This is a genomic window from Burkholderia sp. SCN-KJ, assembly GCF_024656005.1.
Lineage (GTDB): Bacteria > Pseudomonadota > Gammaproteobacteria > Burkholderiales > Burkholderiaceae > Burkholderia.
Window position 1 is genome coordinate 222,808 of the sequence record NZ_JANKOG010000005.1, and the last position, 24,441, is coordinate 247,248.

Annotated in this window: 27 protein-coding genes and 1 pseudogene; 14 read left to right on the forward strand and 14 right to left on the reverse strand. The window is 68.9% G+C overall.

Annotation, left to right across the window (positions count from 1 at the left end; genetic code table 11):
- Window positions 1-19: 19 nt before the first annotated feature.
- Window positions 20-790 (forward strand): class I SAM-dependent methyltransferase, encoded by a 771-nt coding sequence (locus NQV17_RS11030; protein WP_257772225.1) that lies wholly within the window; start codon window positions 20-22, stop codon window positions 788-790.
- Here NQV17_RS11030 and NQV17_RS11035 read toward each other — a convergent pair.
- Together NQV17_RS11035 and phaZ are read right to left on the reverse strand one after the other, a co-directional pair.
- Complete coding sequence (locus tag NQV17_RS11035; protein WP_257772227.1) at window positions 787-1,086, reverse strand: hypothetical protein; 300 nt, start codon at window positions 1,084-1,086, stop codon at window positions 787-789. The genes NQV17_RS11030 and NQV17_RS11035 overlap by 4 nt on opposite strands.
- Window positions 1,087-1,262: 176 nt before the next feature.
- Window positions 1,263-2,471 (reverse strand): annotated as a pseudogene (gene phaZ / locus NQV17_RS11040) (polyhydroxyalkanoate depolymerase); the annotation flags it as partial.
- Window positions 2,472-2,915: 444 nt separating this feature from the next.
- Here phaZ and NQV17_RS11045 point away from each other — a divergent pair.
- From NQV17_RS11045 to NQV17_RS11055, 3 genes are all read left to right on the forward strand, one after another.
- On the forward strand, window positions 2,916-3,239 hold the full coding sequence (locus tag NQV17_RS11045) for a hypothetical protein (RefSeq protein WP_257772229.1): 324 nt from the start codon (window positions 2,916-2,918) through the stop codon (window positions 3,237-3,239).
- Window positions 3,240-3,311: 72 nt separating this feature from the next.
- Window positions 3,312-3,437, forward strand: coding sequence for a hypothetical protein (locus NQV17_RS11050; protein WP_257772232.1), 126 nt, complete (start codon window positions 3,312-3,314; stop codon window positions 3,435-3,437).
- Window positions 3,438-3,498: 61 nt separating this feature from the next.
- Window positions 3,499-3,948 carry a CBS domain-containing protein gene (locus tag NQV17_RS11055; protein WP_257772235.1) on the forward strand — a complete coding sequence of 150 codons (450 nt, stop codon included), beginning with the start codon at window positions 3,499-3,501 and terminating at the stop codon, window positions 3,946-3,948.
- Between the two features lie 253 nt (window positions 3,949-4,201).
- On the opposite strand, the gene NQV17_RS11060 is transcribed toward NQV17_RS11055, so the two are convergent.
- Window positions 4,202-5,800 (reverse strand): AAA family ATPase, encoded by a 1,599-nt coding sequence (locus tag NQV17_RS11060; protein WP_374692695.1) that lies wholly within the window; start codon window positions 5,798-5,800, stop codon window positions 4,202-4,204.
- Window positions 5,801-6,125: 325 nt separating this feature from the next.
- Between NQV17_RS11060 and NQV17_RS11065 the strand changes: the two genes are divergently transcribed.
- The 5 genes from NQV17_RS11065 to NQV17_RS11085 all read left to right on the forward strand — a co-directional run bounded on the left by NQV17_RS11065 (window position 6,126) and on the right by NQV17_RS11085 (window position 9,059).
- On the forward strand, window positions 6,126-6,566 hold the full coding sequence (locus tag NQV17_RS11065; protein ID WP_308235952.1) for a hypothetical protein: 441 nt from the start codon (window positions 6,126-6,128) through the stop codon (window positions 6,564-6,566).
- 233 nt (window positions 6,567-6,799) lie between these two features.
- A complete protein-coding gene (locus tag NQV17_RS11070) occupies window positions 6,800-7,273 on the forward strand; it encodes a universal stress protein (protein WP_257772241.1) in 474 nt (157 codons plus the stop codon).
- Window positions 7,274-7,313: 40 nt separating this feature from the next.
- A complete protein-coding gene (locus tag NQV17_RS11075; RefSeq protein WP_257772243.1) occupies window positions 7,314-7,589 on the forward strand; it encodes a DUF1488 domain-containing protein in 276 nt (91 codons plus the stop codon).
- 178 nt (window positions 7,590-7,767) lie between these two features.
- Complete coding sequence (locus NQV17_RS11080) at window positions 7,768-8,202, forward strand: Hsp20/alpha crystallin family protein (RefSeq protein ID WP_044846524.1); 435 nt, start codon at window positions 7,768-7,770, stop codon at window positions 8,200-8,202.
- Between the two features lie 206 nt (window positions 8,203-8,408).
- Window positions 8,409-9,059, forward strand: a complete 651-nt coding sequence (locus NQV17_RS11085; protein WP_257772247.1) for a BON domain-containing protein — start codon at window positions 8,409-8,411, stop codon at window positions 9,057-9,059.
- 83 nt (window positions 9,060-9,142) lie between these two features.
- Here NQV17_RS11085 and NQV17_RS11090 read toward each other — a convergent pair whose 3' ends face one another.
- The 4 genes from NQV17_RS11090 to NQV17_RS11105 all read right to left on the reverse strand — a co-directional run bounded on the left by NQV17_RS11090 (window position 9,143) and on the right by NQV17_RS11105 (window position 11,921).
- The gene (locus tag NQV17_RS11090) at window positions 9,143-9,343 is read right to left on the reverse strand and encodes a hypothetical protein (protein WP_374692696.1); all 201 of its coding nucleotides are present in this window, start codon (window positions 9,341-9,343) and stop codon (window positions 9,143-9,145) included.
- Window positions 9,344-9,516: 173 nt separating this feature from the next.
- The gene (locus NQV17_RS11095) at window positions 9,517-10,536 is read right to left on the reverse strand and encodes an LOG family protein (RefSeq protein WP_257772251.1); all 1,020 of its coding nucleotides are present in this window, start codon (window positions 10,534-10,536) and stop codon (window positions 9,517-9,519) included.
- Window positions 10,537-10,558: 22 nt separating this feature from the next.
- Window positions 10,559-10,894 (reverse strand): c-type cytochrome, encoded by a 336-nt coding sequence (locus NQV17_RS11100; RefSeq protein ID WP_257772253.1) that lies wholly within the window; start codon window positions 10,892-10,894, stop codon window positions 10,559-10,561.
- Window positions 10,895-10,913: 19 nt separating this feature from the next.
- Window positions 10,914-11,921, reverse strand: a complete 1,008-nt coding sequence (locus tag NQV17_RS11105) for a nitroreductase family protein (protein WP_257772255.1) — start codon at window positions 11,919-11,921, stop codon at window positions 10,914-10,916.
- 173 nt (window positions 11,922-12,094) lie between these two features.
- On the opposite strand from NQV17_RS11105, the gene NQV17_RS11110 reads away from it, so the two are divergent.
- A complete protein-coding gene (locus tag NQV17_RS11110; RefSeq protein ID WP_257772257.1) occupies window positions 12,095-13,084 on the forward strand; it encodes a zinc-dependent alcohol dehydrogenase family protein in 990 nt (329 codons plus the stop codon).
- A 25-nt stretch (window positions 13,085-13,109) separates the two neighbouring features.
- Here the strand turns inward: NQV17_RS11110 and fnr are convergent, their stop codons facing one another.
- The 3 genes from fnr to NQV17_RS11125 form a co-directional block, all read right to left on the reverse strand.
- Window positions 13,110-13,883, reverse strand: a complete 774-nt coding sequence (gene fnr, locus NQV17_RS11115; RefSeq protein WP_257772259.1) for a fumarate/nitrate reduction transcriptional regulator Fnr — start codon at window positions 13,881-13,883, stop codon at window positions 13,110-13,112.
- Window positions 13,884-14,311: 428 nt separating this feature from the next.
- On the reverse strand, window positions 14,312-14,959 hold the full coding sequence (locus NQV17_RS11120) for a response regulator transcription factor (RefSeq protein ID WP_044846529.1): 648 nt from the start codon (window positions 14,957-14,959) through the stop codon (window positions 14,312-14,314).
- The gene (locus NQV17_RS11125) at window positions 14,956-16,950 is read right to left on the reverse strand and encodes a PAS domain S-box protein (RefSeq protein ID WP_257772261.1); all 1,995 of its coding nucleotides are present in this window, start codon (window positions 16,948-16,950) and stop codon (window positions 14,956-14,958) included. The genes NQV17_RS11120 and NQV17_RS11125 overlap by 4 nt, the downstream gene beginning before the upstream one ends.
- Before the next feature lie 250 nt (window positions 16,951-17,200).
- On the opposite strand from NQV17_RS11125, the gene NQV17_RS11130 reads away from it, so the two are divergent.
- Entirely contained in the window at window positions 17,201-17,650 is a 450-nt protein-coding gene (locus NQV17_RS11130) for a universal stress protein (protein WP_257772263.1), read from the forward strand.
- 52 nt (window positions 17,651-17,702) lie between these two features.
- On the opposite strand, the gene NQV17_RS11135 is transcribed toward NQV17_RS11130, so the two are convergent.
- The 4 genes from NQV17_RS11135 to NQV17_RS11150 all read right to left on the reverse strand — a co-directional run bounded on the left by NQV17_RS11135 (window position 17,703) and on the right by NQV17_RS11150 (window position 21,159).
- The gene (locus tag NQV17_RS11135; protein WP_257772265.1) at window positions 17,703-18,539 is read right to left on the reverse strand and encodes a universal stress protein; all 837 of its coding nucleotides are present in this window, start codon (window positions 18,537-18,539) and stop codon (window positions 17,703-17,705) included.
- Window positions 18,536-19,039, reverse strand: coding sequence for a universal stress protein (locus tag NQV17_RS11140; protein WP_257772267.1), 504 nt, complete (start codon window positions 19,037-19,039; stop codon window positions 18,536-18,538). The genes NQV17_RS11135 and NQV17_RS11140 overlap by 4 nt, the downstream gene beginning before the upstream one ends.
- A 69-nt stretch (window positions 19,040-19,108) precedes the next feature.
- Window positions 19,109-20,311, reverse strand: a complete 1,203-nt coding sequence (locus NQV17_RS11145; protein WP_257772269.1) for an acetate/propionate family kinase — start codon at window positions 20,309-20,311, stop codon at window positions 19,109-19,111.
- Window positions 20,312-20,319: 8 nt separating this feature from the next.
- The gene (locus NQV17_RS11150) at window positions 20,320-21,159 is read right to left on the reverse strand and encodes a universal stress protein (protein ID WP_257772271.1); all 840 of its coding nucleotides are present in this window, start codon (window positions 21,157-21,159) and stop codon (window positions 20,320-20,322) included.
- A gap of 190 nt (window positions 21,160-21,349) precedes the next feature.
- Between NQV17_RS11150 and NQV17_RS11155 the strand changes: the two genes are divergently transcribed.
- The 3 genes from NQV17_RS11155 to NQV17_RS11165 are packed head-to-tail and all read left to right on the forward strand — an operon-like array spanning window position 21,350 to window position 24,436.
- On the forward strand, window positions 21,350-21,880 hold the full coding sequence (locus tag NQV17_RS11155; protein WP_257772273.1) for a hypothetical protein: 531 nt from the start codon (window positions 21,350-21,352) through the stop codon (window positions 21,878-21,880).
- Complete coding sequence (locus tag NQV17_RS11160; RefSeq protein WP_257772275.1) at window positions 21,870-22,616, forward strand: beta-ketoacyl-ACP reductase; 747 nt, start codon at window positions 21,870-21,872, stop codon at window positions 22,614-22,616. Before NQV17_RS11155 ends, NQV17_RS11160 begins: the two co-directional genes overlap by 11 nt.
- Window positions 22,613-24,436 (forward strand): alpha/beta hydrolase, encoded by a 1,824-nt coding sequence (locus NQV17_RS11165; protein ID WP_257772277.1) that lies wholly within the window; start codon window positions 22,613-22,615, stop codon window positions 24,434-24,436. Before NQV17_RS11160 ends, NQV17_RS11165 begins: the two co-directional genes overlap by 4 nt.
- Window positions 24,437-24,441 lie beyond the last annotated feature (5 nt).

Genomic DNA, 24,441 nt, shown 5'->3' on the forward strand with positions numbered 1-24,441 from the left:
CCAACCAGGGGACTGCAACATGATTGATATTCCGGCCAACCATCCGGCGACGATCGCCTGCAAGGTGTGCGGTGCCGACGCGGACATCTGCGGCGTGGTCGATTTCTCGCGCTGCGGCGCCGACATGATTGCCGGAAAAAAGGTCGATCCGTTCGTGGGCGTGCCGATCTACTACTACGCGTGCCGGCAATGCGGATTCACGTGTACGCCGGCCTTCGACCGCTGGACGCACGACGATTTCGCGCGTCACGTGTACAACGACGACTACGCGCGCCACGATCCGGAGTATCTCGAGCATCGTCCGCAGCAGCACGCCGACCTGATCTGCACGAGCTTTCCGTCGATGCGCGAGACCCGCATTCTCGATTTCGGCTCGGGGCTCGGGCTGCTGGAACAGAAGTTGTCCGCGCGCGGCTTCGCGGATGTGACTTCGTATGATCCGTTCAGCCATCCCGTCGCGCCGCAGGGGCAGTTCGATTCGATCCTGTCGTTCGAGGTCTTCGAGCATCATCCGGATCCTCGCAGCCTGTTCGCCGACATCATCCGCTACCGGGCGCCTGCCGGCGCACTGCTGTTCCAGACGTCCCTGATCACGCCGGAGATCCTGGCGCGCGGGATCGAGCAATGGTGGTACTGCGTGCCGCGCAACGGGCATATTTCGTTCTATACGAGCCAGGCGCTGACGCTGCTGGCGACGCGGCATGGGCTTGAGTTCGGCTCGTTCAGCCCGGAACTGCACGTGGTTTTCGATCGCGCGGCGGCGCCGCGGTGGCTTGCGAAATTCTTTTAGCGAAAGGGGCGCATCGCGTCGATCGCGACATCGGCCGCGCGTTCGTCCTGGAAACGATCGATCACCCCGAACTGGAAACCGCGCACCGACACACCCGGCCACGAAGGCGTGAGGCCGGTCACGTTCACGCCTCCCGGCGTGTAGGCGGCCTGGCCGCGGTTGTGAAGCCACGCGGCACTCGCATGGACCATCATCCGCTTCGACACATCGTATTCGCATGCCGCGCTGAACTGGTCGGCATCGTCGTCGCCCGCAGTTCCACGTGCTGAAGACGCACGCCGGATTTCACGCAGCAAGCGAACGAACCGCCGCGGGAAAGCCGCCCCGGGTGAAGCCGGGGGCGATGCGGCGCTGTGCTTGATGCCGGTCACGGGAGACGCCGGGGCACCGCGTCCGGCGAGCGTGCGTCATCGGAATGAACGGGGGCGGATGGGCACACGACCGTTCCGCACCGGGTTGAAGGCGCATCACGCCGCGCACGCGGCAGCAAGCGGCGTTCGGCCCGGGCGAACGCCGCTTGCAGCACCGGATGCACGTCGGCGTGCCAGTGATCGCCGGTAAAGAGTCCGTAGTGGTCGCAATCGTCGATGTCGACGCGTCGCCGGGCATCCGCCGCGAGGCCGCTGCACATGGCCAGCGCGGCATGGGTCTGGCCGGCACCGGTGACGGCATCGCGCTTGCCTTCGACGGTCAGCAACGCGATCGAGCGCAGCGCGGCGGGCTCGACCCGCTGGCCGTGAACGTACCACGTCCGGTTTGCCAGGCAAGCGCGCTGGAACACGATGTCGACCGTATCGAGGAAGTACTCGGCGGGCATGTCGAGGAGCGTCAGATATTCGCGCACTGCGCGGCGTGCGGTTGCGAGTGCGTCGGCGTCGTCGTCCGACACCGCTCGTCGATAGCGATCGACCAGCGCCATGTAGCGTTGCGGGTAGGCGACCGCGATCTCGGCGCGCTGCAGATAGGCGGGAAATACCTGCCGCCCGTATCCGGCGAAGCCGTGCGGCACCGTATCGATCAGCGTGGCGCGACACCAGTCGAGCGAATGGGACCGGGCCGCGGTGCCGAGCGCACTCGGATTGATGCGGGCGTCGAGCGGGCCGCCGATCAACGTCAGGCTCGCCGGCAGCGCGGCGTCGCGTTGCGCGCGTAGCGCGATGGTACCGAGCGACGGAAACGTCGCCTGACAGACGGCGACGACGTGCACCGGCCGGGCGTCCGCAAGCAGGGTATCGATGAAGCGGTCGAGCATCGACACGTATTCGTCGAGGCCGAATCGGCCCGCGTCGCACGGCACGTCGCGCGCATCGGTCCAGTCGGTGACGCAGACGTCGCCGTCGGCCAGCAGGGTCTCGACCGTCTCGCGCATCATCACGGCCGCATGGCCGGCCAGCGGCACGCAGAGCAGGATCATGCGTTGCGCATCCGCGCGCGTGAAGCGGCGCAGCGTGCAAAACGGGGTGCGCGCGACGATCGACTCGTCGACGTCGACGCGCCGTCCGTCCACATCGACCGAATCGATGGCGAACCGTGGCGCGTCGCCCCGCAGGTCGAGCAGGGGTTCGAACAGGTCGGCGTAGCACGACGATGCGGCATCGGGCCAAAGACCGCGCGTGAACCGCGCCGCCGCGTGCCATGTCCGCAACCAGTGCCGTTGCTGTTCGATCAGGTCATACCACATGGCGAATGGCAGAAAATCGCGGGAAACTCGCACAAGCCTACTGTCGCCGGATCGCGCGGCGACGGGTTGACCTGCATCAGCGTCGCCTCGATCGCCGGTGCAAGCCGGCCTACGGATCGCGGACGGATGCACGGCGCGGAACATGGGCACGCAGCGATGCATGCTTATCGGTGTTTCGATGGCATTGCGTCGGACGAATCGCGGAATATTTCGATGATTCGCGTTTGCTGGATGACCTGCATCAAGAACGACTTCCCGGCACGCGCGAATATCGATGTTCGCGCATGTCGATCCGACCACGATCGACATGTTCCGTGCCGTCTGCGTCTTCACGTTCATGATACGGAAACCATCATGCGCCTCTTGTCCGCGAACACGTCGAATCGCCGGATCGATTCCCGTTCCGAAGCAGCGGCTCCGAGCGTGTCGGCCGCCACGTCTCACGTGCATCAGCCGATCGACGCCGATGGCGACCGGCTGCTGAGTCCCCACGAAATCGCGATCCTGATGGTGCTCGCCAGCGAGCCGCGGCGCCAGCAGGTCGACCCCGCCGACCTGCGCTGCCTCGTCGATCGCGGTCTCGTTCGACTGGATGCCGCGCCGCTTGCGGAATCGCCCGCCTGCCTGTCGGCCGACGGGCGCCGGATGGTGTTGCGGCTCGCCAGACGCGATCGCGCCAAGCAGCGGGGCAATGTCGACGTCACGACCGCATGTCGTGCGATCGCCGCCCAGACATCGGCCGGGATAGCGCATCACGCCGTGCGCTGACCTGCATCAATGCCACGCGGTGCAGCGGGAATTGCCGTTGTTTTCATCGGTTGCGGACAGGCGTCGATGGCCATGAAAAGCCCCAGTGGGCCGAAGAAGGACGTCGAGCAGGAATTCGAGTGTGCCCCGTCGATCGATGCCGTGCGCATCGGCATGGAAGTGCATCGCGACGTGGTCGATCGACTGACCGCTGCATGATGGCTCGGGCAGCCGCGAACATCGATCGATGGTCCGCTTCGCACCGGCCGGGAGAACGAACATGAATGCCGCGATGCTTTGTACCCGCGATGTCGCCGTGTGCTCGGCGCGGGCAACCGTCGTCGAGGCGGCGGAAATGATGCGCGAGGCGCACGCCGGCGATCTGATCGTCGTGCGGGAACAGGAGGGGCGACGCGTGCCGGTCGGTGTGGTGACCGATCGCGACATCGTGCTGACCGTGGTCAGCCCCGACGCGGAGGCCGGCTCGCTGTTCGTCGCCGACATCATGTCGGCGCCCGTCGCGACCGCGAGCGTCGACGACGACATCTGGCTGCTCGCGAAGCGGATGCGCCAGCACGGCGTCCGTCGATTGCCGGTCGTCGGCGCGGACGGCGAACTGGTCGGCATTGTCTCGCTCGACGATCTGCTGCGCGCGGCCGCGGCGCTGCTCGACGAGTTGCGGCTCGTGGCGGCCCGCCAGCCGTATTTCGAGGAGAAGCAGCGCAGCTGATCCGGTCGGTTTCCGCTTCCGTCGCGCCGTGCGTGACGCGGCGGCGGCCTCGATGCCGGTGCGACGCGCCCTTCGGACGCGCGCGACGCCATGACAGCCGTACGAGGGTCATGCCGAGCTCGGCACGATCGCATCGGCGCTCGCGCTCCGGGGACCGGGGCCGCTATGCGGGACCGGTCGACTACGACGACCATACCCGCACGTTCGGCGCTGAGCGCTCGGGCCGCTTGCCGAAGGGATTCGCTCCGCGTGCCTACGCGTGCAGCGCGGCGAGCAACGGCGCCCAGAACGCGCCGCTTTCATACGCCGCGGCATCGCAATCGGTGTCGAAACGAATCGCGATCGCTGCTTCGGCTGCGCTCAGCGGATCGGCATGCTCGATCTGCCGGGCCAGCACGGCGGCATCGGCATCGGAGGCATCGCGTCCGCGTGCCGCCCGGGCAGCGACGCGCGCGGCGAGCGTTGCCCGGCTCGCGGTGAAATCGAGCATCGCGACGCGCACGCCGAGCCGTGCGGCGAGCGCGATGAACGCCGTCCGGTTGCGCCGGTGCAGGAACGTCGCATCGACGATCGCCGTGTAGCCGCTGTCGATGACCACGCGCGCCTCCGAAAGCAGTCGGTCGTAGATCTCGTCGACCGCCGTATCCGAATAGGCCACGGCGGGCAGGCGGGTGCCGGCCGATGCCCCGGCCAGGCGCTTGCGCTCGACGTCGCTGGACAAGCGGATCGCGCCGAGCCGCTCGGCCAGCGCGCGGCTCGCCAGCGACTTGCCCGAACCGGAAACCCCGTGACACAGGAGCAACGCCGGCTGCGCATCGCGTCGTGCGTCGGCCATCGCCGACGCAATGCGCAGATAGCGGGCGCGTGTCGCTGCGTCGCCGCGCAACCGGGCGGTCAGCGCGCGCACCAGCGCACGGTAGACGAAGTAGCACGGCAGCACGCCGAGTGCAGCATGGTCGCCCGTACGCGCCAGCCAGCCGGAAAGGAGGCGGTGGGCGCAATCGTCGCGTCCGTGCGCGGAAAAATCCATCAGCGCGAACGCGAGATCGCTCGCCACGTCGATCCAGCGCAGCGCGTCGTCGAATTCGACGCAGTCGAACATCAGGATCCGGTTCCGCCAGCGCACGATGTTGTCGAGATGCAGGTCGCCGTGACATGCGCGCACGAAACCGAGCGCATGCCGATCGGCGAGCCGCGGTGCGATGCGGGTCAGTTCGGCCTCGTACCAGGCGCGCAGCACGGCTTCGTCCGGCACCCTGACGTCGAGCGTGTCGAGCAAGGGCCGGCACTGGGCCGCGACGCTCGCCGCGCTGCCGGGATGGCCGCGCGGCGCACGGCGCGACGCGTGCAGATGATGGCGGGCCAGCGTATCGGCGAGGGCGTCCGCGTCCGCGAGACCGTCGTCGTGCGATGCGCTGCGAACCGACAGCATCGCGCGTGCGTCGAACCGGCGCATGCGCACCACGTACTCGCCCGGCGCCGTCCGCTGCCGGCGCCCGCCGGTCGGCACCGGTGCACCGAACGCGCACCGCCGGCCGTGCGCGACGAGCGGCCAGACGCCCAGGTACAGCGGGCCGGCGAACGGCCGGTTGAGCGTGCACTCCGCGAGCGCGCAGCGGCGCCGCCGCGCCGGCTCCACGAGATCCACGAAGGCGAAGCGCACCGGCTTGATGCGCTTGTACGCGTAGCGCCCGGCCAGATAAACGACCGACAGATGGGTTTCGATCCGCTCGATCCGGCCGGCGGGATGGGGATAGGTATCTGGCCGGCTCAACGCGCGATCGAATTGTCTCGACTTTCGTCGTGCCTTTCCGCGACTCGGCGCGAACGGGATATGCGGCGCTCGGGACATGATGAACGGGTCGGTTATACGGGGCGCGTACGCGTTGCCGGCGCCCGGCGGGTTGGATTCGAAACGAGTATGCGCGTTCTCGTCTGCCCGATGTCGCCGGATCCGGATGGCAGACCGGGAATTGCCGACGCGACGAATCCTATTGCAGCCGACCACGGCGCATCGCGACTTGATGCCGGTCAAGCCCGACGCCCGACAGACGCGCGAGCAGACGCTTGACGCAGGTCAACCGCATTCCCCGGGGCGGCAATACAGTCGGTTCCAGCGCCCGCGCAAAGCGGCGCGTGACCGTATGCGGAATTCAGGGCCGGACGAGGCATTGACGATGAAACGACGGGCGTTGGCGATGGCTGTGCTGCTCGCGCTGGGCGCATGTGCCGGGGCGGAGCGAACCGAAACCTTCAGGACGATGGAAACACGACTGCTTGCGATGCGTCAGGCCACCTCGCTGCAGTGTTCGACACCGTCCGAGTGCGACCGTGCGTGGAGCCGCACGCGGCGCTACGTCCAGGATCATTCGTCGACCCGAATCACGCGATTCAGCGCGGACCGGATCGAGACCGCGCAACCGTATGCGGCCGGAGAAGTCTACCTCTGGGCGTCACGCGCGGAATCGGGTGGCGGCGGCTCGGTGATCCGGCTCAAGGCGATGTGCAAGGGCATGTATGACAGCAACGGCGGCCCGGGATGGCAATACGACGTGTGCGCCAGGAAGATCCTTGAAATCGAGCAAGGCTTCCGGTCGGACGAGAACCCGCCGGGCTAGCGGCGGATGCCGCCGGTTCTCGGCAATGCGGCGCCTCGCCTCCCGGTCGGCCGGATGCCGGCCAACGGCCGACCGCTTCGGCCCGCATGCGGCAACGAGCGCCAGTCGCCACGCGTGCCGGTTTCGCCGCGGCTTCCGACCGTTGACCTCGGTCAACGCCTGCCCGCGGCGAGCGCCGATGATGGAAGCGAGGCCGAACGCCGTCGGCGCGTCCGCTCATCAGCGAGGTTCGCATGTACACGAATATCATGGTTGCCACGGACGGTAGTCCTTCGGCGCATCGCGCGCTCGACGAAGGTCTCAGGATGGCCAGGCTGTGCGGCGCCCGCCTGTTCGCCGTGTTCGTCGTCGACAAGTCCACGCTGTTCGCCTACGGCGGCCGGATGGAGCCGGAAGCCTTGCTCGACGAGATCCGGCGCCACGGCGCCGCGATCCTGCGAGACGCCGACCGGACGATCTCGCGCGCGGCAGTCAACGGCGAGACGGACCTCATCGAGACCGATTTCGGCCAGGACGTCGCGGAGCGCCTGCAGCGCTACGTCGTCGATCATTCGATCGATCTGGCCGTGGCCGGCACGCACGGTCGGCGCGGGGTCAGGCGGCTGGTGCTCGGCAGCGTCGCCGAACGTTTCCTGCGCGCATCGAGTTGCCCGGTCCTGCTCGTGCGCGGTGAGGATGCCGCGCCCGCGACGGTCGCGGCGGCCTAGTGTCGCCGTCGGCCGGCGCCTACCTCCCCAGGTGATCATCATGCAGATATCGTTTCCTTCCGAACAGCCGGCGTATTGCGGCTTCGACCCGGCATTGAGCTTTCCGGCGCTCGTGGAAGGCCGGCGCGTACGCTGTTCGATCACGGCAGCCGCGCTGGAAGATCACTTCCGCGCGGCGTCGCCGCGCGAGCCGGATCTCGTCGACGCGTTTGCGCGCCATCGTCCCGCCATCGAACGGGCGGCACGCTGCCTGCTCGAGGAAATCGGCGGACGGCCGATCCTGCTTCACAGCGGCTATTTCCGGTTCTGTACGTAACCGGTCGCCGCGCTTGACGCGCATCAAGCGCATGCCGGGGCGCGCAGGTACGCTTGATCTCGAACGGGCATTCGTCCCGCGCGCGACATGCGGTGCCGCGCCATCCGATCTTCATTGCAGCCGACGCCGTCGGGACGAGCGCGACGGCTGCATGTCACTCATATGAGGAGTACGAATCATGAGCAACATGACGCGTTACGATCCGTTTTCGATCGAACCCGTATCCGACCTGTTCCAGGGGCTGTTCAGGCCGCTGCGCGGCATGGCGCTGGCCGACCAGCCCGATCTCGCATCGATGAAGATCGACGTCACCGAAAACGACAAGGCGTACACCGTCAATGCGGAACTGCCCGGCGTCGCCAAGGACGATATCGACGTCCAGGTGACGGGCAATACCGTATCGATCCACGCGAAGATCGAGCGCAACAACGAGCAGAAGGAAGGCGAGCGCGTGATCCGGCGCGAGCGCTACAGCGGTGCGATCAGCCGCTCGTTCTCGCTGTCCGGCGACATCGACGATGCGAGCGCGACGGCGACGTATCAGGATGGCGTGCTGTCGCTGACGCTGCCGAAGAAGGCGCCGGTCGGGCAGAAGAAACTCACGATCAGCTGATCGGACGACGGGCAGCGGGCGACGCAGGCACGCGTCGCCCATCGGCAGGGTCCGGCGCGCGGAGCGGTCCGCGCGCCGCTGCGCCGGGCCACGACGTGCGGCGCGCGGCATCCGTTGACCTGCATCAGCGATCGAAAGCCGCGCGTGTGCAACGCTGGCTGCGTGCGGCCCAACAGGCACGCCGCGGGCTCACAGGAGAGCAGACGATGAAAACCGACAAGCAGCTGAAAGAGGATGTCCAGGACGAACTGGAGTCCGACCCGGCGATCGATTCGACCCGCATCGGCGTCGAGGTGGCCGACCGGATCGTGACGCTTTCCGGGCACCCGCCGAGCTACGCGGAGAAGCTGGCGATCGAGCGCGCGGCGAACCGCGTGGCCGGCGTCAAGGCGCTCGTCGTCGACATGACCGTGCATCTGCCGGACGACGACGTGCGCACCGACGAGGACATCGCGAAAGCGGTGCGTTCGGTGCTGCACTGGACGGTCGGGCTGCATGACGACGCGGTCAAGGTGCAGGTCGAACGCGGCTGGATCACGTTGTCCGGCAAGGTCGACTGGGCGTACCAGAGCCACCTGGCCGTGCGCGCGATCTCGCAGATGCGCAGCGTGACGGGCGTGACCGACCACATCGCGGTACAGGGGACGGTCGGTTCGGCCGACATCGGCGGCAACATCAAGCGCGCGATCATGCGTCATGCGGAGCGCGAGGCGAAGCACATCGCGATCGACGTGCACGACGGCACCGTGCGGCTGTCCGGCAAGGTCGGCTCGTTCTCCGAGCGCAAGGCCGTGCGCGGTGCCGCGTGGTCCGCGCGCGGCGTGCGTGCCGTGATCGACGACCTGGTGGTCGAGTAAGTCCGGCACGCGCAGGAGCGGTTCGCGGCGATCCGGGAGGGCGGTCGGATGACGCTTTCAGGCGAACTTCACGACGCCGCGTATCACCCCACCTTGAGCGCGGAAAGCTGCAGCGCCTGGGCGAAGCGGGCCAGCGTGGCGATCGATCCCGTCACGCTTTCGTAGCGCTCGCGCCCGATCTGCCCGTCGAGTGTCACCAGCATGCCGGCGTCCCGGGCGAGCGCGACGAGTGCCAGCGTGTCGAGCGCGGCCGTGTCGGCCATGTCGGATGCGGCGGACCGCATCCCCGAATCGGAACGATAGTCGGCGTGTGACATGACGCTTCTCCTGGTTGTTGTGCGATCGGCGTGCCGGTCGACCGGTATCCGTGGCTTCAGTATCGGTGGCGCGCGCCCCCGATTCAATCAGCCGGCCCCGAAGTCGAGGTAGGAATCGCACCCGTTTCGTCGGCGGATTCCTACACGGAACGTGGCTTCGAAGACCCGTTGCAGCGTGCCGACGCGCGTTCGCGACGCCGCGCATACCAGCTGGCTATCGCGTCCCAGATCGCCTCGGCGGATTCGCAATACGTGAACAGTTCCAGGTCGCGGCGGTCGATCATCCCTTCGTCCGCGAGAAACGCCAGGTCGACCGCGCGGCGCCAGTACGACTCGCCGACGAGGACGACCGGCAGCGGCGCGATCTTGCGCGTCTGCAGCAGGGTCAGCACTTCGAACAGCTCGTCGAACGTGCCGTAGCCGCCGGGGAAGAAGACGGCCGCTTTCGCGCGCTCGAGCAGGTGCAGCTTGCGGATCGCGAAATAGTGGAACCGGAAGCAGAGCGCCCGCGTGATGTACGGATTGGGCGCCTGTTCACGCGGCAGCTCGATATTGAAGCCGATGCTCGGCGCGCCGCGCTCGTACGCCCCGCGGTTGGCGGCCTCCATGATGCCGGGGCCGCCGCCGGTGACGATCGCGAGCCGCGCGGTGCGCGTGCACCGGTCGGCATGGGCGACGATGCGCCCGAACGCGCGCGCGACGCGGTAATACACGCTGTATTCGACGAGCCGGCTGGCGATCGTGACGGCGCGCCGCCGGCTCGCGTCGTACGGACGCTCCGCGAGCAGGCGATTCGCGTCGTCCAGCCGCGCCTTCGCGACCGACGGCGCGACGATACGCGTGCTGCCGTAGATCACGACCGCATGGCCGATCCGTTCGTTTTGCAGGCGCTCCTCGGCTTTCCAGTAATCGAATTGCAGCCGGATGCCGCGCATGCCGGAACCCCGCAGCAGGGTCGCGTCTGCTTCGGCCGGGGCGCGGTTCGGGGATGGGGCGACGCGCGGCGCGCGGCGCGGGATGGCGTCCTTGCCGACGACGGCATCGGGCCTCGCGCGGGGCCGTTTGCCGCGCATCTTCGCGATCGTCGCGGCGGGGGCGGGGCGGCGGCGTGCGTGGCCGCGTGTCATGCCGGCGGGCGCGCGTTTGACGAGGGTCGACATGAGCGGAAGCGCCGCGCGACGGTCACTGGCTCAACACCCATTGCACGAGCCGATGCGCGTCGTCGCGAGACAGCGGGCCGCCGCGTTCGATGGCGGACGGCATCGGCGTGTCGCCCCAGTGCGCACGGCCGCCGACGCGCAGCTTGCGTTCCAGCTGCGCGGCGGCGTGCGGATCGCCGCGGTAGCGCTTCGCGATCTCGTGAAACGACGGCCCGAGGAACGTCATGTCGGGCGTATGGCAGAACATGCAGTGCTGCGCATTGACCAGTTCGGTCGGCTCGGGCACGGTCGTCTGCGCGGCGGCCGTGCCGGCTGTCAGTGCGATCGCGCAGAGTGCGGCGCAACGCATGATGTTCATGTTCGGTTCCTCGTCGAGATCAGGTGAAGGAGATCACTTCGTCGATCGGGCGACGCGGCGAATGCGGCGTATGCGGGCCGCGCCCGACGCGCAGCAGCAGCTGCGGCTCGCCGCGCAGCCCGAGCATGTGGCGCAGGTGGGCGCGCAACCCGGCCGTCTCGATCGGCTGGTTCAGGTACGACGCGGTATAACCGGCGCGCGTCGCGACGAGCAGGATCCGCTCGAGCGCCTGCCCGGCGGCGAGCCACGCCTCGCGATCGTCGCGCACGGTCGCGATGCACACGATCAGCGGCGACGCGCCGACGAGCTGGTGATGCAGCGCGGCCAGCCCGTCGCCGAGATCGAAGGTCCGTACCGCCATCGTCACGACGGGCGCGGCGAAATCCAGCAGCGCCGGCACGCCGGCCGCGAATGCCGGCATGCCGTCGGCGTGCCGGCGCGGATCGATCCAGCTCGCCAGCTCGCGCCGGAAGCGCGGGTCCGCGAACTGCTGACGGTCGGCCTCGGCAACCAGTTCGGCCACGCGCGCACGATGCGCGAGCGCGTCGACGCACGCGACGTCGGCGCCTTCCGCGACGCCGGCCGCGATCAGTGCCTGCTGGATCTCGTCCGGCACGGCCGTCGATTCGAACGGCGCGCGCGTCGTGACGCGCTCGGCAATCGCATCGAACAGCGTGCCGAGGGACGCATCGGAATAGCCGTCGTCGCAGACCCGGACGAGCGCCAGCAGATCGGGATCGACTTCGGAAGGAAACGTGCCGATCGTATGGGCGAGCCCGGCGTGATTGAGCGCAACCCGCAGGTTGAGCAACGCCGCGCCGCAGCTGATGATCAACTCGCGATCGAACGGATCGACCACCGGCAACGCGCGCACGCGGTCCGCGCAGACCGATATCGTGGCGCCGTTGACCAGGAAGCGCCACGGCTGGGAATTGTGGCTGGACGGCGCCAGCACCGCGTAGCCCAGCAGCTCCCTCAGCTGCTGGTCGGGATGGGCGCTTGCGGCAAGCGGGGGAACGGATATCATCGATCATCTCCAGGTCGCCGCGCGGGCGGCGTCGTGCCACTTCATCGTGTCAGCAACCGTCCGGCGGCCGTTGACCCACGTCAAGCGCCGGTCATCGCGCCGAACGCACGCGGGGCGGAGCGACTAGCCTTGGATGGCGAAGCGCGCGAACCCGGTCGCGCAAGGAGGCGAGCATGCTTGCGATGATGTTTGACGGCACGACGCCGCATTTGCACGAAGCGCGCGTGCCGGATCCGTCGCCCGCGGCGGGACAGCTGCTGATCGACGTCCACGCATGCGGCGTCTGCCGGACCGATCTCCACGTCGTCGACGGCGAGCTCGCGCACCCGAAGCTGCCGCTGATTCCGGGTCACGAAATCGTCGGGACGGTGCGCAGGCTGGGCGAAGGCGCGACGGGCTTCGCCGTCGGCGACCGGGTGGGCGTGCCGTGGCTGGGCTCGACGTGCGGGCATTGCGCGTATTGCACGTCCGGCCGCGAGAATCTGTGCGACACCCCCGGATTCACCGGCTATACGATCGACGGCGGCTACGCCGAGTGCACCGTCGCCGACCATCGCTATTGCGTGCATCTGCCGCAGCGCTACTCCGATCTGGAAGCCGCGCCGCTCCTGTGCGCGGGCCTGATCGGTTATCGCACCTTGCGCATGGCGGGCGACGCGCGCCGCATCGGCATCTATGGCTTCGGTGCGGCGGCCCATCTCGTCGCGCAGGTCGCGCACTGCGAAGGACGCAAGGTGTTCGCGCTGACGAAGCCCGGCGATACCGTCGCGCAGCAGCTCGCGCTGTCGCTGGGTGCCGCATGGGCCGGCGGCAGCGACGAAGCGCCGCCGGAGCCGCTCGATGCCGCGCTGATCTTCGCGCCGGCGGGGGCGCTGGTGCCGGCCGCGCTGCGCGCGCTCGACAAGGGCGGGATCGTCGTGTGCGGCGGCATTCACATGAGCGACATCCCGGGCTTTCCGTACGCATGGCTGTGGGGCGAGCGCCGCATCGCGTCGGTGGCCAACCTGACACGCGCGGATGCGCTCGAATTCATGCGGATCGCGGCCGCGACGCCGCTGCGGGTCGAGGCGGTGCGCTATGCGCTGACCGACGCGAACCGCGCACTCGACGACCTGCGCGGCGGGCGCGTATCGGGCGCCGCCGTGCTGGGCATGCGCGGTTGATCGGCTCGACGGCTTCGCGGCGCGCTCAGATCTGCCGCAGGCCTTCCGAATCGACGATCCGGATCTGCTTGCCTTGCGTCGCGACGAGCCCCTTGTGCTGGAACTTCGACAGCATGCGGCTGACGGTTTCGAGCTTCATGCCGAGATATTCGCCGATCTCGTCGCGCGTCATCCGCAGCACGAATTCGGCGGCCGAGTAGCCGCGTGCCTTGAAGCGCGCGGACAGATTCAGCAGGAACGCGGCCACCCGCTGTTCGGCGCTCATCGTGCCGAGCAGCAGCATCTGCGAGGATTCGCGCACGATCTCGCCGCCCATCATCTGGTACACGTGATGCTGCATCGGGCGCACTTCGCGGCACATCTGCTCGAGCTGGCCGAACGGGATGATGCAGACCGTGCTGTCCTCGAGCGCGATCGCGTCGCCGTTGTGGTGTCCGGTGTACACGCCGTCGAGCCCGAGCGACTCGCCGACGATCTGGAAGCCGGTGATCTGCTCGTCGCCGTCGCGATGCATCACGATGGTCTTGAACGACCCGGTTCTCACTGCGTAGATGCTGTTGAACGCATCGCCCGCGCGAAACAGCGTTTCGCCGCGCTTGACGTGGCGCGTCGTGCAGATCATCGCGTCGACGCGCGCGAAATCGTCGGGCGTCAGATCGGACGGCATGCAGACGGTACGCAATGCGCACGTCGAACAGCGGGACGCGGCGCGCTTGGGCTGATCCGTCGGTTCGACGGGATGCAGCGGGATGAACGGGCGTAACGGCATGGTCGTCGAGACTTGGGCACTGCTCTGCATGATCGGCTCCAGTTCGGGGACAGCGGCGGGCCGCCGTCGGGCGGGTCGCGCTGGCCGTTGTACCGGCGGCTTTGGTCTCTGCCGCCTTCCTCTCGGAAAAGCCCCGCCGGACGCGCCGGGAGACCGATACGCCGGTCTCGACGATGATGCGGCCATTGCTCCGGGAGGCACGTTTGCTCGTTTTTACTGATTCGAAGTATGGATGTTGCGCGGCGTCAAGAAAATCAGCCGGAATTGAAGTTGCGGTAGGTGAGACGGAAGTCTTGTAGGACGTTTCCTACAGGGGTGCGGCAACTTGTCGCGAGCGTCGCGGCGGGGTGCCGGACGCCGATGAAGGGCGCGGCGCCGCCCGCGCCGGCCCGGACGCCGTCACCGATGCCGTCAGGTCAGGGCATCGGGCGAAGACGCGACCGCGCCCGATGCCGCCGTCAGAGTTCGTCCGGGTCCTCGAACAGCTTGTGGCGCATCGCGTAGCGTACGAGTGCCGTGTCGTTCGGCATCTGCATCTTCTCGAGGATCCGCGTCTTGTACGTGCTGACGGTCTTGACGCTGACGCACAGCGCCTGCGCGATTTCGGAAATCGACTCGCCGGTGGTGACGCGCCGGAACACGTCGAACTCGCGGTCGGACAGGCGCTGGTGCGGCAGGAGATCGGTCGGCTCGTTCAGGCTCTGCGCGAACTGCTCGGCCATGGTCAGGCTGACGTAGACGCCGCCGGCCGCGATCTTGGTCAATGCGGCGACCAGTTCGGCGCTGGCGCTTTCCTTGGTCATGTAGCCCGAGGCGCCCGCGCGGAATGCGCGCACCGCGTACTGCTGCTCGGCATGCATCGTCAGCACGAGGACATGCAATCCCGGCTTCTCGTCCTTGATCTGCTTGATGAGTTCGACGCCGTTGCGGCCGGGCATCGACAGGTCGAGCACCAGCACGTCGGCATCGGTGCCGCGCATGAGCGCGATCGTCGACGCGCTGTCCTGCGCTTCCCCGACGACCTCGAAACCGCTCGCGCTCTGCAGGATGTGCCGCAGGCCGTCCCTGACGAGCGCGTGGTCGTCGGCAATGAGTACCCTGATCATGAAGGCACTTCTCCTTGCTGGATGGCGTGCAGCGGCAACGCCACGGTGATCGTGAAACCCGCGCCCGGCCGGTTGTCGATCGTCACCGTCCCGTCGAGCATGTGCGCGCGCTCGCGGATCCCGATCAGGCCGAACGACGGGCGGTCCTGCCCGTTGCGGGTGGACTCCGGCGCGCCGTGACCGTTGTCCGCGATGCGCAGCATGCAATATCCGTCTTCCACTTTCAATGCCAGTTTCACGTTCGTCGCGTCCGAGTGCCGCGCGACGTTGGTCAGCGCCTCCTGCACGATGCGGAACAGCGTGGTCGCGCCGGCGCCGGTGAACGCGGTATCGACCGGGGCGATGTCCCGCTCGACCGTGATCCGGTAGCGGCGCGTGAAATCGTTTGCAAGCCATTCGATCGCCGGAACGAGACCCAGGTCGTCGAGCATCACCGGCCGCAGGTCGGCGGCGATGCGCCGGACCGACGCGACGATCGAATCGATCAGGCGATGCATGCCGCCCAGCCGCTCGCGCACGCCGGTGTCGGGGGCGACGATGCCCGCGAGCCCCAGCTCGACGGCCGAAAGATCCATCTTGAGTGCGGTGAGCTGCTGGCCGAGGTCGTCGTGCAGTTCGCGCGCGATCCGTGTCTTCTCTTCCTCGCGCACGTTCTGCAGGTTGGCGGACAGCTCGCGCAGTTCCTCGCGCGACTGCTCGAGGGCGTTTTCCGCGCGTACCCGCTCGGTCACGTCGCGCAGCATGACCGTGTACAGCTTGCCGGCGCCGTCGCGAATCTGCGAGATCGACGCCTCGATCGGAAACTCGGTGCCGTCGGCGCGCAAGCCGAACAGCACGCGTTGCCGCCCCATCTGGCGCTCCGACACACCCGTCACGCCGAACTGCTCGACGTGTCGCGCATGGGCGGCGCGAAAGCGCTCGGGGATGAAGCGGGACAGCGGCGTACCGACCGCCTCCATCGCGCTGACGCCGAACACGTGTTCGGCGGCCGGGTTGAAGATCACGATCGTCTGGCGTTCGTCGACGGTGATGATGGCCTCCATCGACGACCGGATGATGCCCATCATCCGGGCCTCGGTGGGTTGGCTGTCGCCGGCGGGGGCAAGCGCGCGTTTCGCGACGACCTGCCGCACGAGCGCGGCCAGCGTCAGCGAAAGCACGGTGCCGGCCAGCAGGACGGCCGTCGCGGCGCCGGCCGGGGCAGCGCGCGGCGCGCTGTAGCGCAGCGCGAGCGGCGTGCCGCCGAACGTCAGCGTATCGGTTCGCGTGAGCGCATCGCGGGCGCCGGCGGCGCCGCCGACGACGAAGCCGGAACCGCCGGAATACGCGGGCGCCGCGGGATTGTCGGCCACGATTTCCACGCGCAGCGGATCGAGCAGGGAAGGATCGACGAGACGATCCGGATTCAGCGCGGCATAAACGTACCCGGTCGCCGTTGCGTGCCGCGGCCCGGACGCCGTGCCGTCCTCGGCATTGGCGTAGATCGGCAGGTAAAGCGTCAGCTCCATCCGGGCGGGCGTCGCACCGGTGCCGTCCTGGATCGCGTTCGCGGCAAGCGCGACCTCGCCGGTTTCCGCCGCGCGCTGCAGCGCCTGCCGGGTCGCCTGATCGTCCTCCGCGACGCTCGGCTCGATTCTCCCGATGCTGTGGACCGGCGACTGCAATCCGTCCAGATCGAGACCGGTGAGATAGCGGCGCCATGCGGCGCCGGATGCCGGCGCAGGCAGTGCCGATGCGAACCCTCGGGCGCCGTGCAATACGGCAGCGGCGCCGAGAAGACTGCGGCGGAGCGCGGCCGTCGCGCGCGTCGCGGATTGCTCGAACCTTGCGTGGGCGGCGTGTTGTGCGTCGTTCTGCAGTACCCGGGATGCGGCAAATGTCGCAACCAGGCCGAGCGCCAGCGTCAGCATCGCGGCCATGGCGGCATATCGCCCGGGCCGGATCCGGTGCGGACCCGGCCCGGCCTTGAAGGGGGGCGCATTCACTGTCATTGCCGTTCATCCTGACGGATTTCGTCGACGGCTGGCTGGCGGCGGGCCGGACGCGGGGCACGAAAGGCGGAGTGGGACGCAACTGCGATATCGCACGGAATTGTGCGCGTTTTGCCGACGTTCGCCAATCGGGACCGATGCGCAAGGGGGCGGCCCCGCGCGTGTTTGACCCGTGTCAACGAAGCGCCGCCTGCGAGGATCAGACTGGTTTCACGAACCGGTCGACCCCTGACGACAACTGGGAGGCGTCATGTACCAAAGGATCTTTGCGGCACTCGACGGCAGCCGTGGCGCGCGCCTCGCGCTCGACGAGGCGATCTCGCTCGCCCGCGAGTCGGGCGGTCTGGTCATCGCCATGTGCGTGGTGTCGGATGCGCCGCGGCTGGCCGATCAGCGCGACCTGGCCGGGCTGGACACGAACGAGGCCGCGGTCGCGGTCTCGGACGCGGAAACGGCGTTCCGGCTGTCCGGCGTACGCGGCATCGCGCACACGATCGACGTGCGCGGAGAGAACGTATCGGACGTGCTGGCGCGTGCCGCCGCCGAATGCGACGCGGACCTGATCGTGATGGGCACGCATGGCCGGCGCGGTTTCCGGCGCATGTTCGTCGGCAGCGTCGCCGAATCGCTGGTGCGCATCGCGGACCGGCCGGTGCTGGTCGTACGGGAAGGGCCGGGCGCGTGTGCCGGCATGTTGTGACGGTCGTGGCGGGACGAGGGCAGCCGCGAGCGGCTGCCCCGTTTTCGCTCGCTCAGTGAGACAGCAGGACCGGCACCGTCATCGTTTCGAGGATCGTGCGCGTCGCGCCGCCCAGCACGCGTTCGTGCATGCGCGCATGGCTGTACAGGCCCATCACCAGCAGATCCGCATGCAGGTCGGTCGCCCGGTTCAGCAGCGTCGCGCCCACGCTCACCGGCCGTTCGCGCGGCGTGGTCGAGAACGACGCGCGAATGCCGTGCCGTTCGAGATACGCGGCGACGTCGACGCCCGCCGGCGTCTTGTCCGGATCGGGTTGCCCGCGGGTGACCGTCTCGACGTTGACGAAGCGCGCACGGGCGAGCAGCGGCAGCGCGTCGGCCATCGCGCGGGCGGCTTCGCGCCCGCCGTCCCAGCCGATCAGCACGTTCTCGCCGAGCGTGCGCACGTCGCCCGCGTAGGGCACGACGAGCGCCGGGCGTCCGCTGCCCATCACGACGTCCTCGACGAAATGACGTGCGACGTAGGTCAGCCGGTCGTCGGGGTCTTCCTGGCCGAGTACCAGCAGATCGGCATGGCGCGCGTGCAGGACCGCGGCGGCGGTCGCGTCGCCGGCCGGCGCCTGCCACTCGACATGGTTGTGCCCCGCGCGCTCGGCGGCCGCGAGGAATCGCTCCTCGGCCTCCTTGCGCCGCTGTTCGCACAGGCGTTCGTAGACGGCCAGCTTCAGCGGTTCGTCCGGCCGCCGCAGCGGCTCGAGGAGGTCCTGGCAGACCACGTAGAGGCCGATCAGATGGGCGTTCCAGCGTCGCGCGAGCTGGAGCGCGAGGTCGACGCGCGTCGCACAGCGCTCGCTGTCGTCGAGATGGACGAGCAGGGTCTTGTAGCTCATGACGGCTCCTTTTCGGTTGATGCGGCGGTGGTTTCGGCGGGCGCCTGCACGGCGCAGCTCGCCGGTATCGTCAGGACCGGGCACGTGGCCTGACGCAGCACGCGCTCGGCCACGCTGCCGAGGAACATGCGCCGGAAACCGCGCCGGCCATGCGTGCCGATCACGATCAGGTCGGCGCCGATCTCGCCGGCGAGACCGACGATCCGGTGCGCAACGTCTTCGCCGGCCGGCGCGACGTTGGAGATCTGCGGCGTGCCGGCCACGTCGCGCGCTTTCATGCGGCGTGCCGCGTCATCCGTGACACGCAGTCCTTCCTCGCGGAATGCGTCGATCAGGATCGACGGATCGTATCCGTACGTGTCGTAGGCCGGCACCAGGAAGTCGACGACGTAGACCGGGGTCAGCCGTGCACCCGTCTCCGCCGCGAGGTTCAGCGCGGCGTCGAGTGCGCGGGACGACGTATCGCTGCCGTCGAGCGCGACCAGAATGTTCGAGTACATGACGTTTCCCTTCAACGGATGCGGATGGAACCATCATCGGCGCGTATGCGCCGCTCGCGCTGATCTGGATCAAGCGTCGCGATTGGCGCGCAGCACGCGCACCGCGGCGCGCGCCGCGACCCACGCCTCGTTGGTCGGCTCGACGACCACCGCGACCGCACTCGACGCGCACGACACGACATGCGCATGATCGGCATTCGCGCGCGCGTCGAGCGCGATGCCGAGCCAGCCGAGCGACGCGCAGATCCGCTCGCGCAACACCGCCGAGTGTTCGCCGATGCCGGCCGTGAAGACCAGCATGTCGAGGCCGCCGAGCAGCGCGGTCAGCGCGCCGGTCTCGCGCACGATGCGATGGACGTACAGCGCCAGCGCATCGCGGGCGGCTTCGTCCCCGGCCGCCTCGCGCGCGAGCAGCACGCGCGGGTCGCCCGACGCGCCCGACACGCCCTTGAGCCCCGATTCGTGATACAGCATGTGTCCCAGCTCGTCGCCGGACAGCTTGCCGGCCTCGAGCAGGTGCAGGACGACACCGGGATCGAGCGTTCCGCAGCGGGTGCTCATCATCAATCCGTCGAGCGCGGAGAAGCCCATGGTCGTCGCGACGCTGCGGCAGTCGCGCAGCGCGCACAGGCTCGCGCCGCTGCCGAGATGGGCGGCGATCACGCGGCCGTGCGCACGGGCGCCGAACGACTCGTCGAGCGCGACGGACAGGTATTCGTACGACAGCCCATGGAATCCGTAGCGGCGCACGCCCTGGTCGAACCACGCATGCGGCAGCGGCAGCAGCTGCTCGACGCGCGGCAGCGTGCGATGAAACGCCGTGTCGAATACGGCGATCTGCGGGACGTCCGGAAACGCGTCGCGCAGCACGTCGATCGCATCGAGGCTGTGCGGCTGATGCAGCGGCGCGAGCGGCGTCAGCGTGCGCAGCGCGTCCAGCACGTCGTCGTCGACGACCGTCGGCTCCACGTAGCGTGCGCCGCCGTGCACGACGCGATGCGCGATCGCGCCCAGCGTGACGTGCGGCAACTTCACGCGGATCCACGCCGCGATCCGCGCGAGCACGGCGCGGTAGGGATCGTCCGCCGTGCCGAGCGGCAGCGAACCGTCCGGCTCGGCGTCGAAGCGGATCGACACGCTGTTGCCGGCCGCGACCGCTTCGCCCTCGTGCAGCGGCCGCCGCGCGGGGTCGCCGTGCGGCGGGCAGGCAAAGAGCGCGAACTTCACGCTCGACGAACCGGCATTGACGACGAGCAGGGCGAGCGTACGCATCGGCCGGCTCAGTGCGACATCAGGACCGGCAGCGTCATCGACGCCAGCACCGTGCGGGTGGCGCCGCCCATCACCAGCTCGCGCCAGCGCGGATGGCCGTAGGCGCCCATCACGAGGAGGTCGGAACCCGTTTCATACGCGCGCGACAGCAACGTATCGCCGACCGCGGGGCCGGCACCGGCATCGATATCGAGCACGTTCACGTCGCGTGCGTGGCGCGCCAGCATCAGCGCGGCGTCGGCGGCCGGAATGCGCGTGGCCGCCGCTTCCGAAGCGCCGTCGACCACGGCCGCGACCGTCGTGCGCTTCGCGTGTTCGAGAAAGGGCAGCGCGTCGTGCGCGGCGCGGGCCGCCTCCCGGCTGCCGTCCCACGCGACGAACACCCGTTCGCCGACCGACGGGAATTCGCCCGCGCACGGCACGAACAGCACCGGGCGGCCGGCGGACAACACGAGGTTCTCCGGAAACTGGTCGTCGATGTAGGTCTCGGGATCGTTCGGGTCGCTCTGGCCGGCGATCACGAGGTCGGCCAGGCGTGCGGCGCGCGGCACGGCCAGGTTCGCGCGCTCGTCGGCTCGCACCCACGCGGCCGGCACTTTCGCGCGGGCCGTCTCCGCGTGGAACAGGCGTTCCAGCGCGGCGAGCCGCTCGTCGCGCTGTGCGCGTTGCTCGCGGAAGTAATCGGCGGACCCGGCCATCACGTAGAACGAATGCGGTTCCGGCGTGTAGACCGCGAACAGGCCGGTCAGATGCGCACCGAAGCGCCGGGCCAGACGCAACGCGAACTCGAGGCGCGAATGCGCGCGGGCGCTCGTATCGAGGTGCACGACCATGCTCTTGTAGCTCATCGGAATCGCTCCATCGACGGGGGAACCGCCAGTGCAATCCAGTCTACGGAGCAGGGTTTCCGCGTACTTGACTCAGATCAACGGCTCCCCTGCGCGATGCCCGCACAGTGAAGCGGTCGCGATGCCGATCCCGGGCAGGCGGCACGAGGCGCGATGCCAACCCATTGACCGGATCGAACGAGGGACGCCGATGAGTACGTACGCTTTGACGACACCGAACGACGCTTGCCGCGCGGGCTGCGATCTCGCGCTGCGCATGGTCGCGCTGAATAGCGACTGGCAGCATGAATGGCATGCGCTGGCAGGGCGGCGCATCGAGCGGGACCGCGCCGCGGTTCGCCACCTGCAGCAGGCGCTGGCTGACACGAACGAGTGGCCGGCCTTCGGCGAGGCGACCCGGCAGGTGATGCGCGACTACGCGATCGCGAGCGTCGCGATCTGGCAGGATGCCGCCGAGCTGTGCATGCGTGCGCAATACGAGAACGCCGGCGCATGGCGCACCTGGTTGCGCGAATACGGCGCGGGCGCGATGTCGCGTTATCAGACCGACTGGCTGCCCGACCTGGGGCGACTAGCCGTGGTCAACGAAGCCAGCATGCCGTGGGCCGACTGGATGACGGCGCTGGAGCGCGGGATCGAGGACGCGAACGACGGGGCGCCGGTTGCCGTGCGCCGCCTGAACGGCACGACCGGCGCGCAGGAGAACGACCATGTGCGCTGACCGGGTCGCGTTCGTCACGGGCGGCATGGGGGGCCTCGGGGCCGCGATCAGCCGTCGCCTGTGCGATGCAGGCATGACGGTGGCGGTGTCGCATACGGAGCGCAACGACCACGTCGCGACGTGGCTCACGCACGAACGCGAGGCGGGCCGGACGTTCCACGCGTTCGAGGTCGACGTCGCCGACTACGATTCGTGCCAGCACTGCGCGGCACGCGTGCTGGCCGAGTTCGGGCGCGTCGACGTGCTCGTCAACAACGCCGGCGTCACGCAGGACGCCACCTTCGTGAAGATGACCAAGAGCATGTGGGACGCGGTGCTGCGCACCAACCTCGACGGCATGTTCAACATGACGAAGCCGTTCGTGCCGGGCATGATCGAGGCGGGCTTCGGGCGGATCGTGAACATCGGCTCGGTGAACGGTTCGCGCGGCGCATACGGGCAGGCGAACTACGCGGCCGCGAAGGCCGGCATCCACGGCTTCACGAAGGCGCTGGCGCTCGAGCTCGCGCGCCACGGCGTGACGGTCAACACGGTGGCCCCCGGCTATCTGGCGACCGCGATGCTCGAGACGGTGCCGAAGGACGTGCTCGACGCGAAGATCCTGCCGCAGATCCCGGTCGGCCGCCTCGGCAATCCCGACGAGATCGCCGAGCTCGTCGCGTTCCTGTGTTCCGACGCGGGGGCTTTCGCGACCGGCGCGGAATTCGATGTCAACGGCGGCATGCACATGCGATGAACGCATCCGTCATGCGCATGCCGATCGAGCACGAGTCGATGCGGCCAGCGGGTACGAACGCACCGGCGTCGAGTTCGGCCGGATGCACGCCGGTCCGGCTGTCGCCCGCCGAACAATGGAACCGCGCCGCGCATGCGAACGTGGCCGCGATGACCTTCGGGCTGTCGCCCGTGTCGCTCGCGCTGGCCACGCTCGACTGGGGCGCGCATCTGGCCGTGTCGCCGGGAAAATGCTTCGAGCTTGCGACGCAGGCGTGGCTGGCTGCCGTGGCACCCGCGGCCAACCGGGAAGGCGAAGGCGAGGCCGACGCTGCCGGCACGAGCGGCCTGGCCGTGCACGCCGGGCAGGCCGATCCGCGCTTCGCCGCGCCCGCGTGGTCCGGATGGCCGTTTCGCGCGTACCGCGACGGCTTCCTGTCGATCCAGCGCTGGTGGCGCGACGCGACGCGCGGCGTGCCGGGCGTCGAACGGCACCACGAGGAACTGGTCGGATTCGTCGCGCGACAGTGGCTCGACGCATGCTCGCCGGGCAATTTCCTCGCGACCAACCCGGTCGTGCTCGACGCGACGATGCGCAGCGGCGGCGCGAATCTCGCGGCAGGCTGGCGGCACTGGCTGGAAGACGCGCACGCGCTGCTCGAACGCGCGCGCGGCACGCGGGCCCGCGACACGCGCACCTATCTGCCGGGGCGCGACGTGGCGATCACGCCGGGCCGCGTCGTCTGGCGCAACGCGTTGTGCGAGCTGCTGCAATACGACCCGACGACGGCCGGCGTGGCACGCGAGCCGATCCTGATCGTGCCGTCGTGGATCATGAAGTACTACATCCTCGACCTGCAGCCGCACGATTCGCTGATCCGCTTCCTGGTCGATGCGGGCTACACGGTGTTTGCCGTGTCGTGGCGCAATCCGGGTGCGGAAGCGCGCGAGCTCGGGCTCGACGATTATCTGCGCGACGGGTGCATGGCGGCGCTCGACGCGGCCCGCTCGATCTGCGGCGAAGCGGTCCACGCGGTCGGCTACTGCCTCGGCGGCACGCTGCTGGCGATCGGCGCGGCGGCGCTCGCGCGCGACGGCCGCCAACACGAGGCGTTGCGCTCCGTCACGTTGCTCGCGGCCCAGACCGATTTCAGCGAACCCGGCGAACTCGGCCTCTTCATCGACGCGAGCGAACTGTCCGCGCTCGATGCGCTGATGTGGCGGCAGGGCTACCTGGACGGCGCGCAGATGTCCGCCGCGTTCCAGCTGCTGAACGCGCGCGACCTGATCTGGTCGCGCATGATGAGCGAATACCTGCTCGGCACGCGCACGAAGCCGAACGACCTGATGTCGTGGAACGAGGACACCACGCGCATGCCGTACCGGATGCATACCGAATACCTGACGCGCCTCTTTCTCGACAACGATCTCGCGGCCGGCCGCTACTGCGTCGACGGGCGGCCGGTCGCGCTGTCGGATATCGACGTGCCGACGTTCGTGGTCGGGACCGAGCGCGATCACGTGTCGCCCTGGCGTTCCGTCTACAAGCTCCATCTGCTCACGCACCACGCGCTGACGTTCGTGCTGACCTCCGGCGGCCACAATGCCGGGATCGTGTCCGAACCCGGCCATCCGGGACGCCACTATCGCTGCGCGACGCGCGAGCCCGGCGCGCCTTACCGCAACCGGCGCGACTTCGTGAGCGAAACGCCCGCGCTCGACGGATCGTGGTGGACGTGCTGGCACGACTGGCTGCACGCGCATTCGTCGGGCGAGGTGCCCGCACGCGTGCCGGCCGCCGGCTTCGGCGCGGCGCCCGGCAGCTACGTGCTGGAGACCTGAATATG

What these genes read in the sequence shown, in the direction of transcription:
- NQV17_RS11085 (WP_257772247.1), top strand. Translation starts at nt 8,409, where the DNA reads ATGAAAACCGACAAGCAGCTGAAAGAGGATGTCCAGGACGAACTGGAG.
- NQV17_RS11090 (WP_374692696.1), bottom strand. Translation starts at nt 9,343, where the DNA reads ATGCGGTCCGCCGCATCCGACATGGCCGACACGGCCGCGCTCGACACG.
- NQV17_RS11100 (WP_257772253.1), bottom strand. Translation starts at nt 10,894, where the DNA reads ATGAACATCATGCGTTGCGCCGCACTCTGCGCGATCGCACTGACAGCC.
- NQV17_RS11110 (WP_257772257.1), top strand. Translation starts at nt 12,095, where the DNA reads ATGCTTGCGATGATGTTTGACGGCACGACGCCGCATTTGCACGAAGCG.
- NQV17_RS11080 (WP_044846524.1), top strand. Translation starts at nt 7,768, where the DNA reads ATGAGCAACATGACGCGTTACGATCCGTTTTCGATCGAACCCGTATCC.
- NQV17_RS11055 (WP_257772235.1), top strand. Translation starts at nt 3,499, where the DNA reads ATGAATGCCGCGATGCTTTGTACCCGCGATGTCGCCGTGTGCTCGGCG.
- NQV17_RS11150 (WP_257772271.1), bottom strand. Translation starts at nt 21,159, where the DNA reads ATGAGCTACAAGAGCATGGTCGTGCACCTCGATACGAGCGCCCGCGCG.
- NQV17_RS11075 (WP_257772243.1), top strand. Translation starts at nt 7,314, where the DNA reads ATGCAGATATCGTTTCCTTCCGAACAGCCGGCGTATTGCGGCTTCGAC.
- NQV17_RS11165 (WP_257772277.1), top strand. Translation starts at nt 22,613, where the DNA reads ATGAACGCATCCGTCATGCGCATGCCGATCGAGCACGAGTCGATGCGG.
- NQV17_RS11030 (WP_257772225.1), top strand. Translation starts at nt 20, where the DNA reads ATGATTGATATTCCGGCCAACCATCCGGCGACGATCGCCTGCAAGGTG.
- NQV17_RS11135 (WP_257772265.1), bottom strand. Translation starts at nt 18,539, where the DNA reads ATGAGCTACAAGACCCTGCTCGTCCATCTCGACGACAGCGAGCGCTGT.
- NQV17_RS11070 (WP_257772241.1), top strand. Translation starts at nt 6,800, where the DNA reads ATGTACACGAATATCATGGTTGCCACGGACGGTAGTCCTTCGGCGCAT.
- NQV17_RS11120 (WP_044846529.1), bottom strand. Translation starts at nt 14,959, where the DNA reads ATGATCAGGGTACTCATTGCCGACGACCACGCGCTCGTCAGGGACGGC.
- NQV17_RS11130 (WP_257772263.1), top strand. Translation starts at nt 17,201, where the DNA reads ATGTACCAAAGGATCTTTGCGGCACTCGACGGCAGCCGTGGCGCGCGC.
- fnr (WP_257772259.1), bottom strand. Translation starts at nt 13,883, where the DNA reads ATGCAGAGCAGTGCCCAAGTCTCGACGACCATGCCGTTACGCCCGTTC.
- NQV17_RS11095 (WP_257772251.1), bottom strand. Translation starts at nt 10,536, where the DNA reads ATGTCGACCCTCGTCAAACGCGCGCCCGCCGGCATGACACGCGGCCAC.
- NQV17_RS11140 (WP_257772267.1), bottom strand. Translation starts at nt 19,039, where the DNA reads ATGTACTCGAACATTCTGGTCGCGCTCGACGGCAGCGATACGTCGTCC.
- NQV17_RS11060 (WP_374692695.1), bottom strand. Translation starts at nt 5,800, where the DNA reads ATGTCCCGAGCGCCGCATATCCCGTTCGCGCCGAGTCGCGGAAAGGCA.
- NQV17_RS11125 (WP_257772261.1), bottom strand. Translation starts at nt 16,950, where the DNA reads ATGACAGTGAATGCGCCCCCCTTCAAGGCCGGGCCGGGTCCGCACCGG.
- NQV17_RS11065 (WP_308235952.1), top strand. Translation starts at nt 6,126, where the DNA reads ATGAAACGACGGGCGTTGGCGATGGCTGTGCTGCTCGCGCTGGGCGCA.
- NQV17_RS11050 (WP_257772232.1), top strand. Translation starts at nt 3,312, where the DNA reads ATGAAAAGCCCCAGTGGGCCGAAGAAGGACGTCGAGCAGGAATTCGAG.
- NQV17_RS11145 (WP_257772269.1), bottom strand. Translation starts at nt 20,311, where the DNA reads ATGCGTACGCTCGCCCTGCTCGTCGTCAATGCCGGTTCGTCGAGCGTG.
- NQV17_RS11160 (WP_257772275.1), top strand. Translation starts at nt 21,870, where the DNA reads ATGTGCGCTGACCGGGTCGCGTTCGTCACGGGCGGCATGGGGGGCCTC.
- NQV17_RS11105 (WP_257772255.1), bottom strand. Translation starts at nt 11,921, where the DNA reads ATGATATCCGTTCCCCCGCTTGCCGCAAGCGCCCATCCCGACCAGCAG.
- NQV17_RS11155 (WP_257772273.1), top strand. Translation starts at nt 21,350, where the DNA reads ATGAGTACGTACGCTTTGACGACACCGAACGACGCTTGCCGCGCGGGC.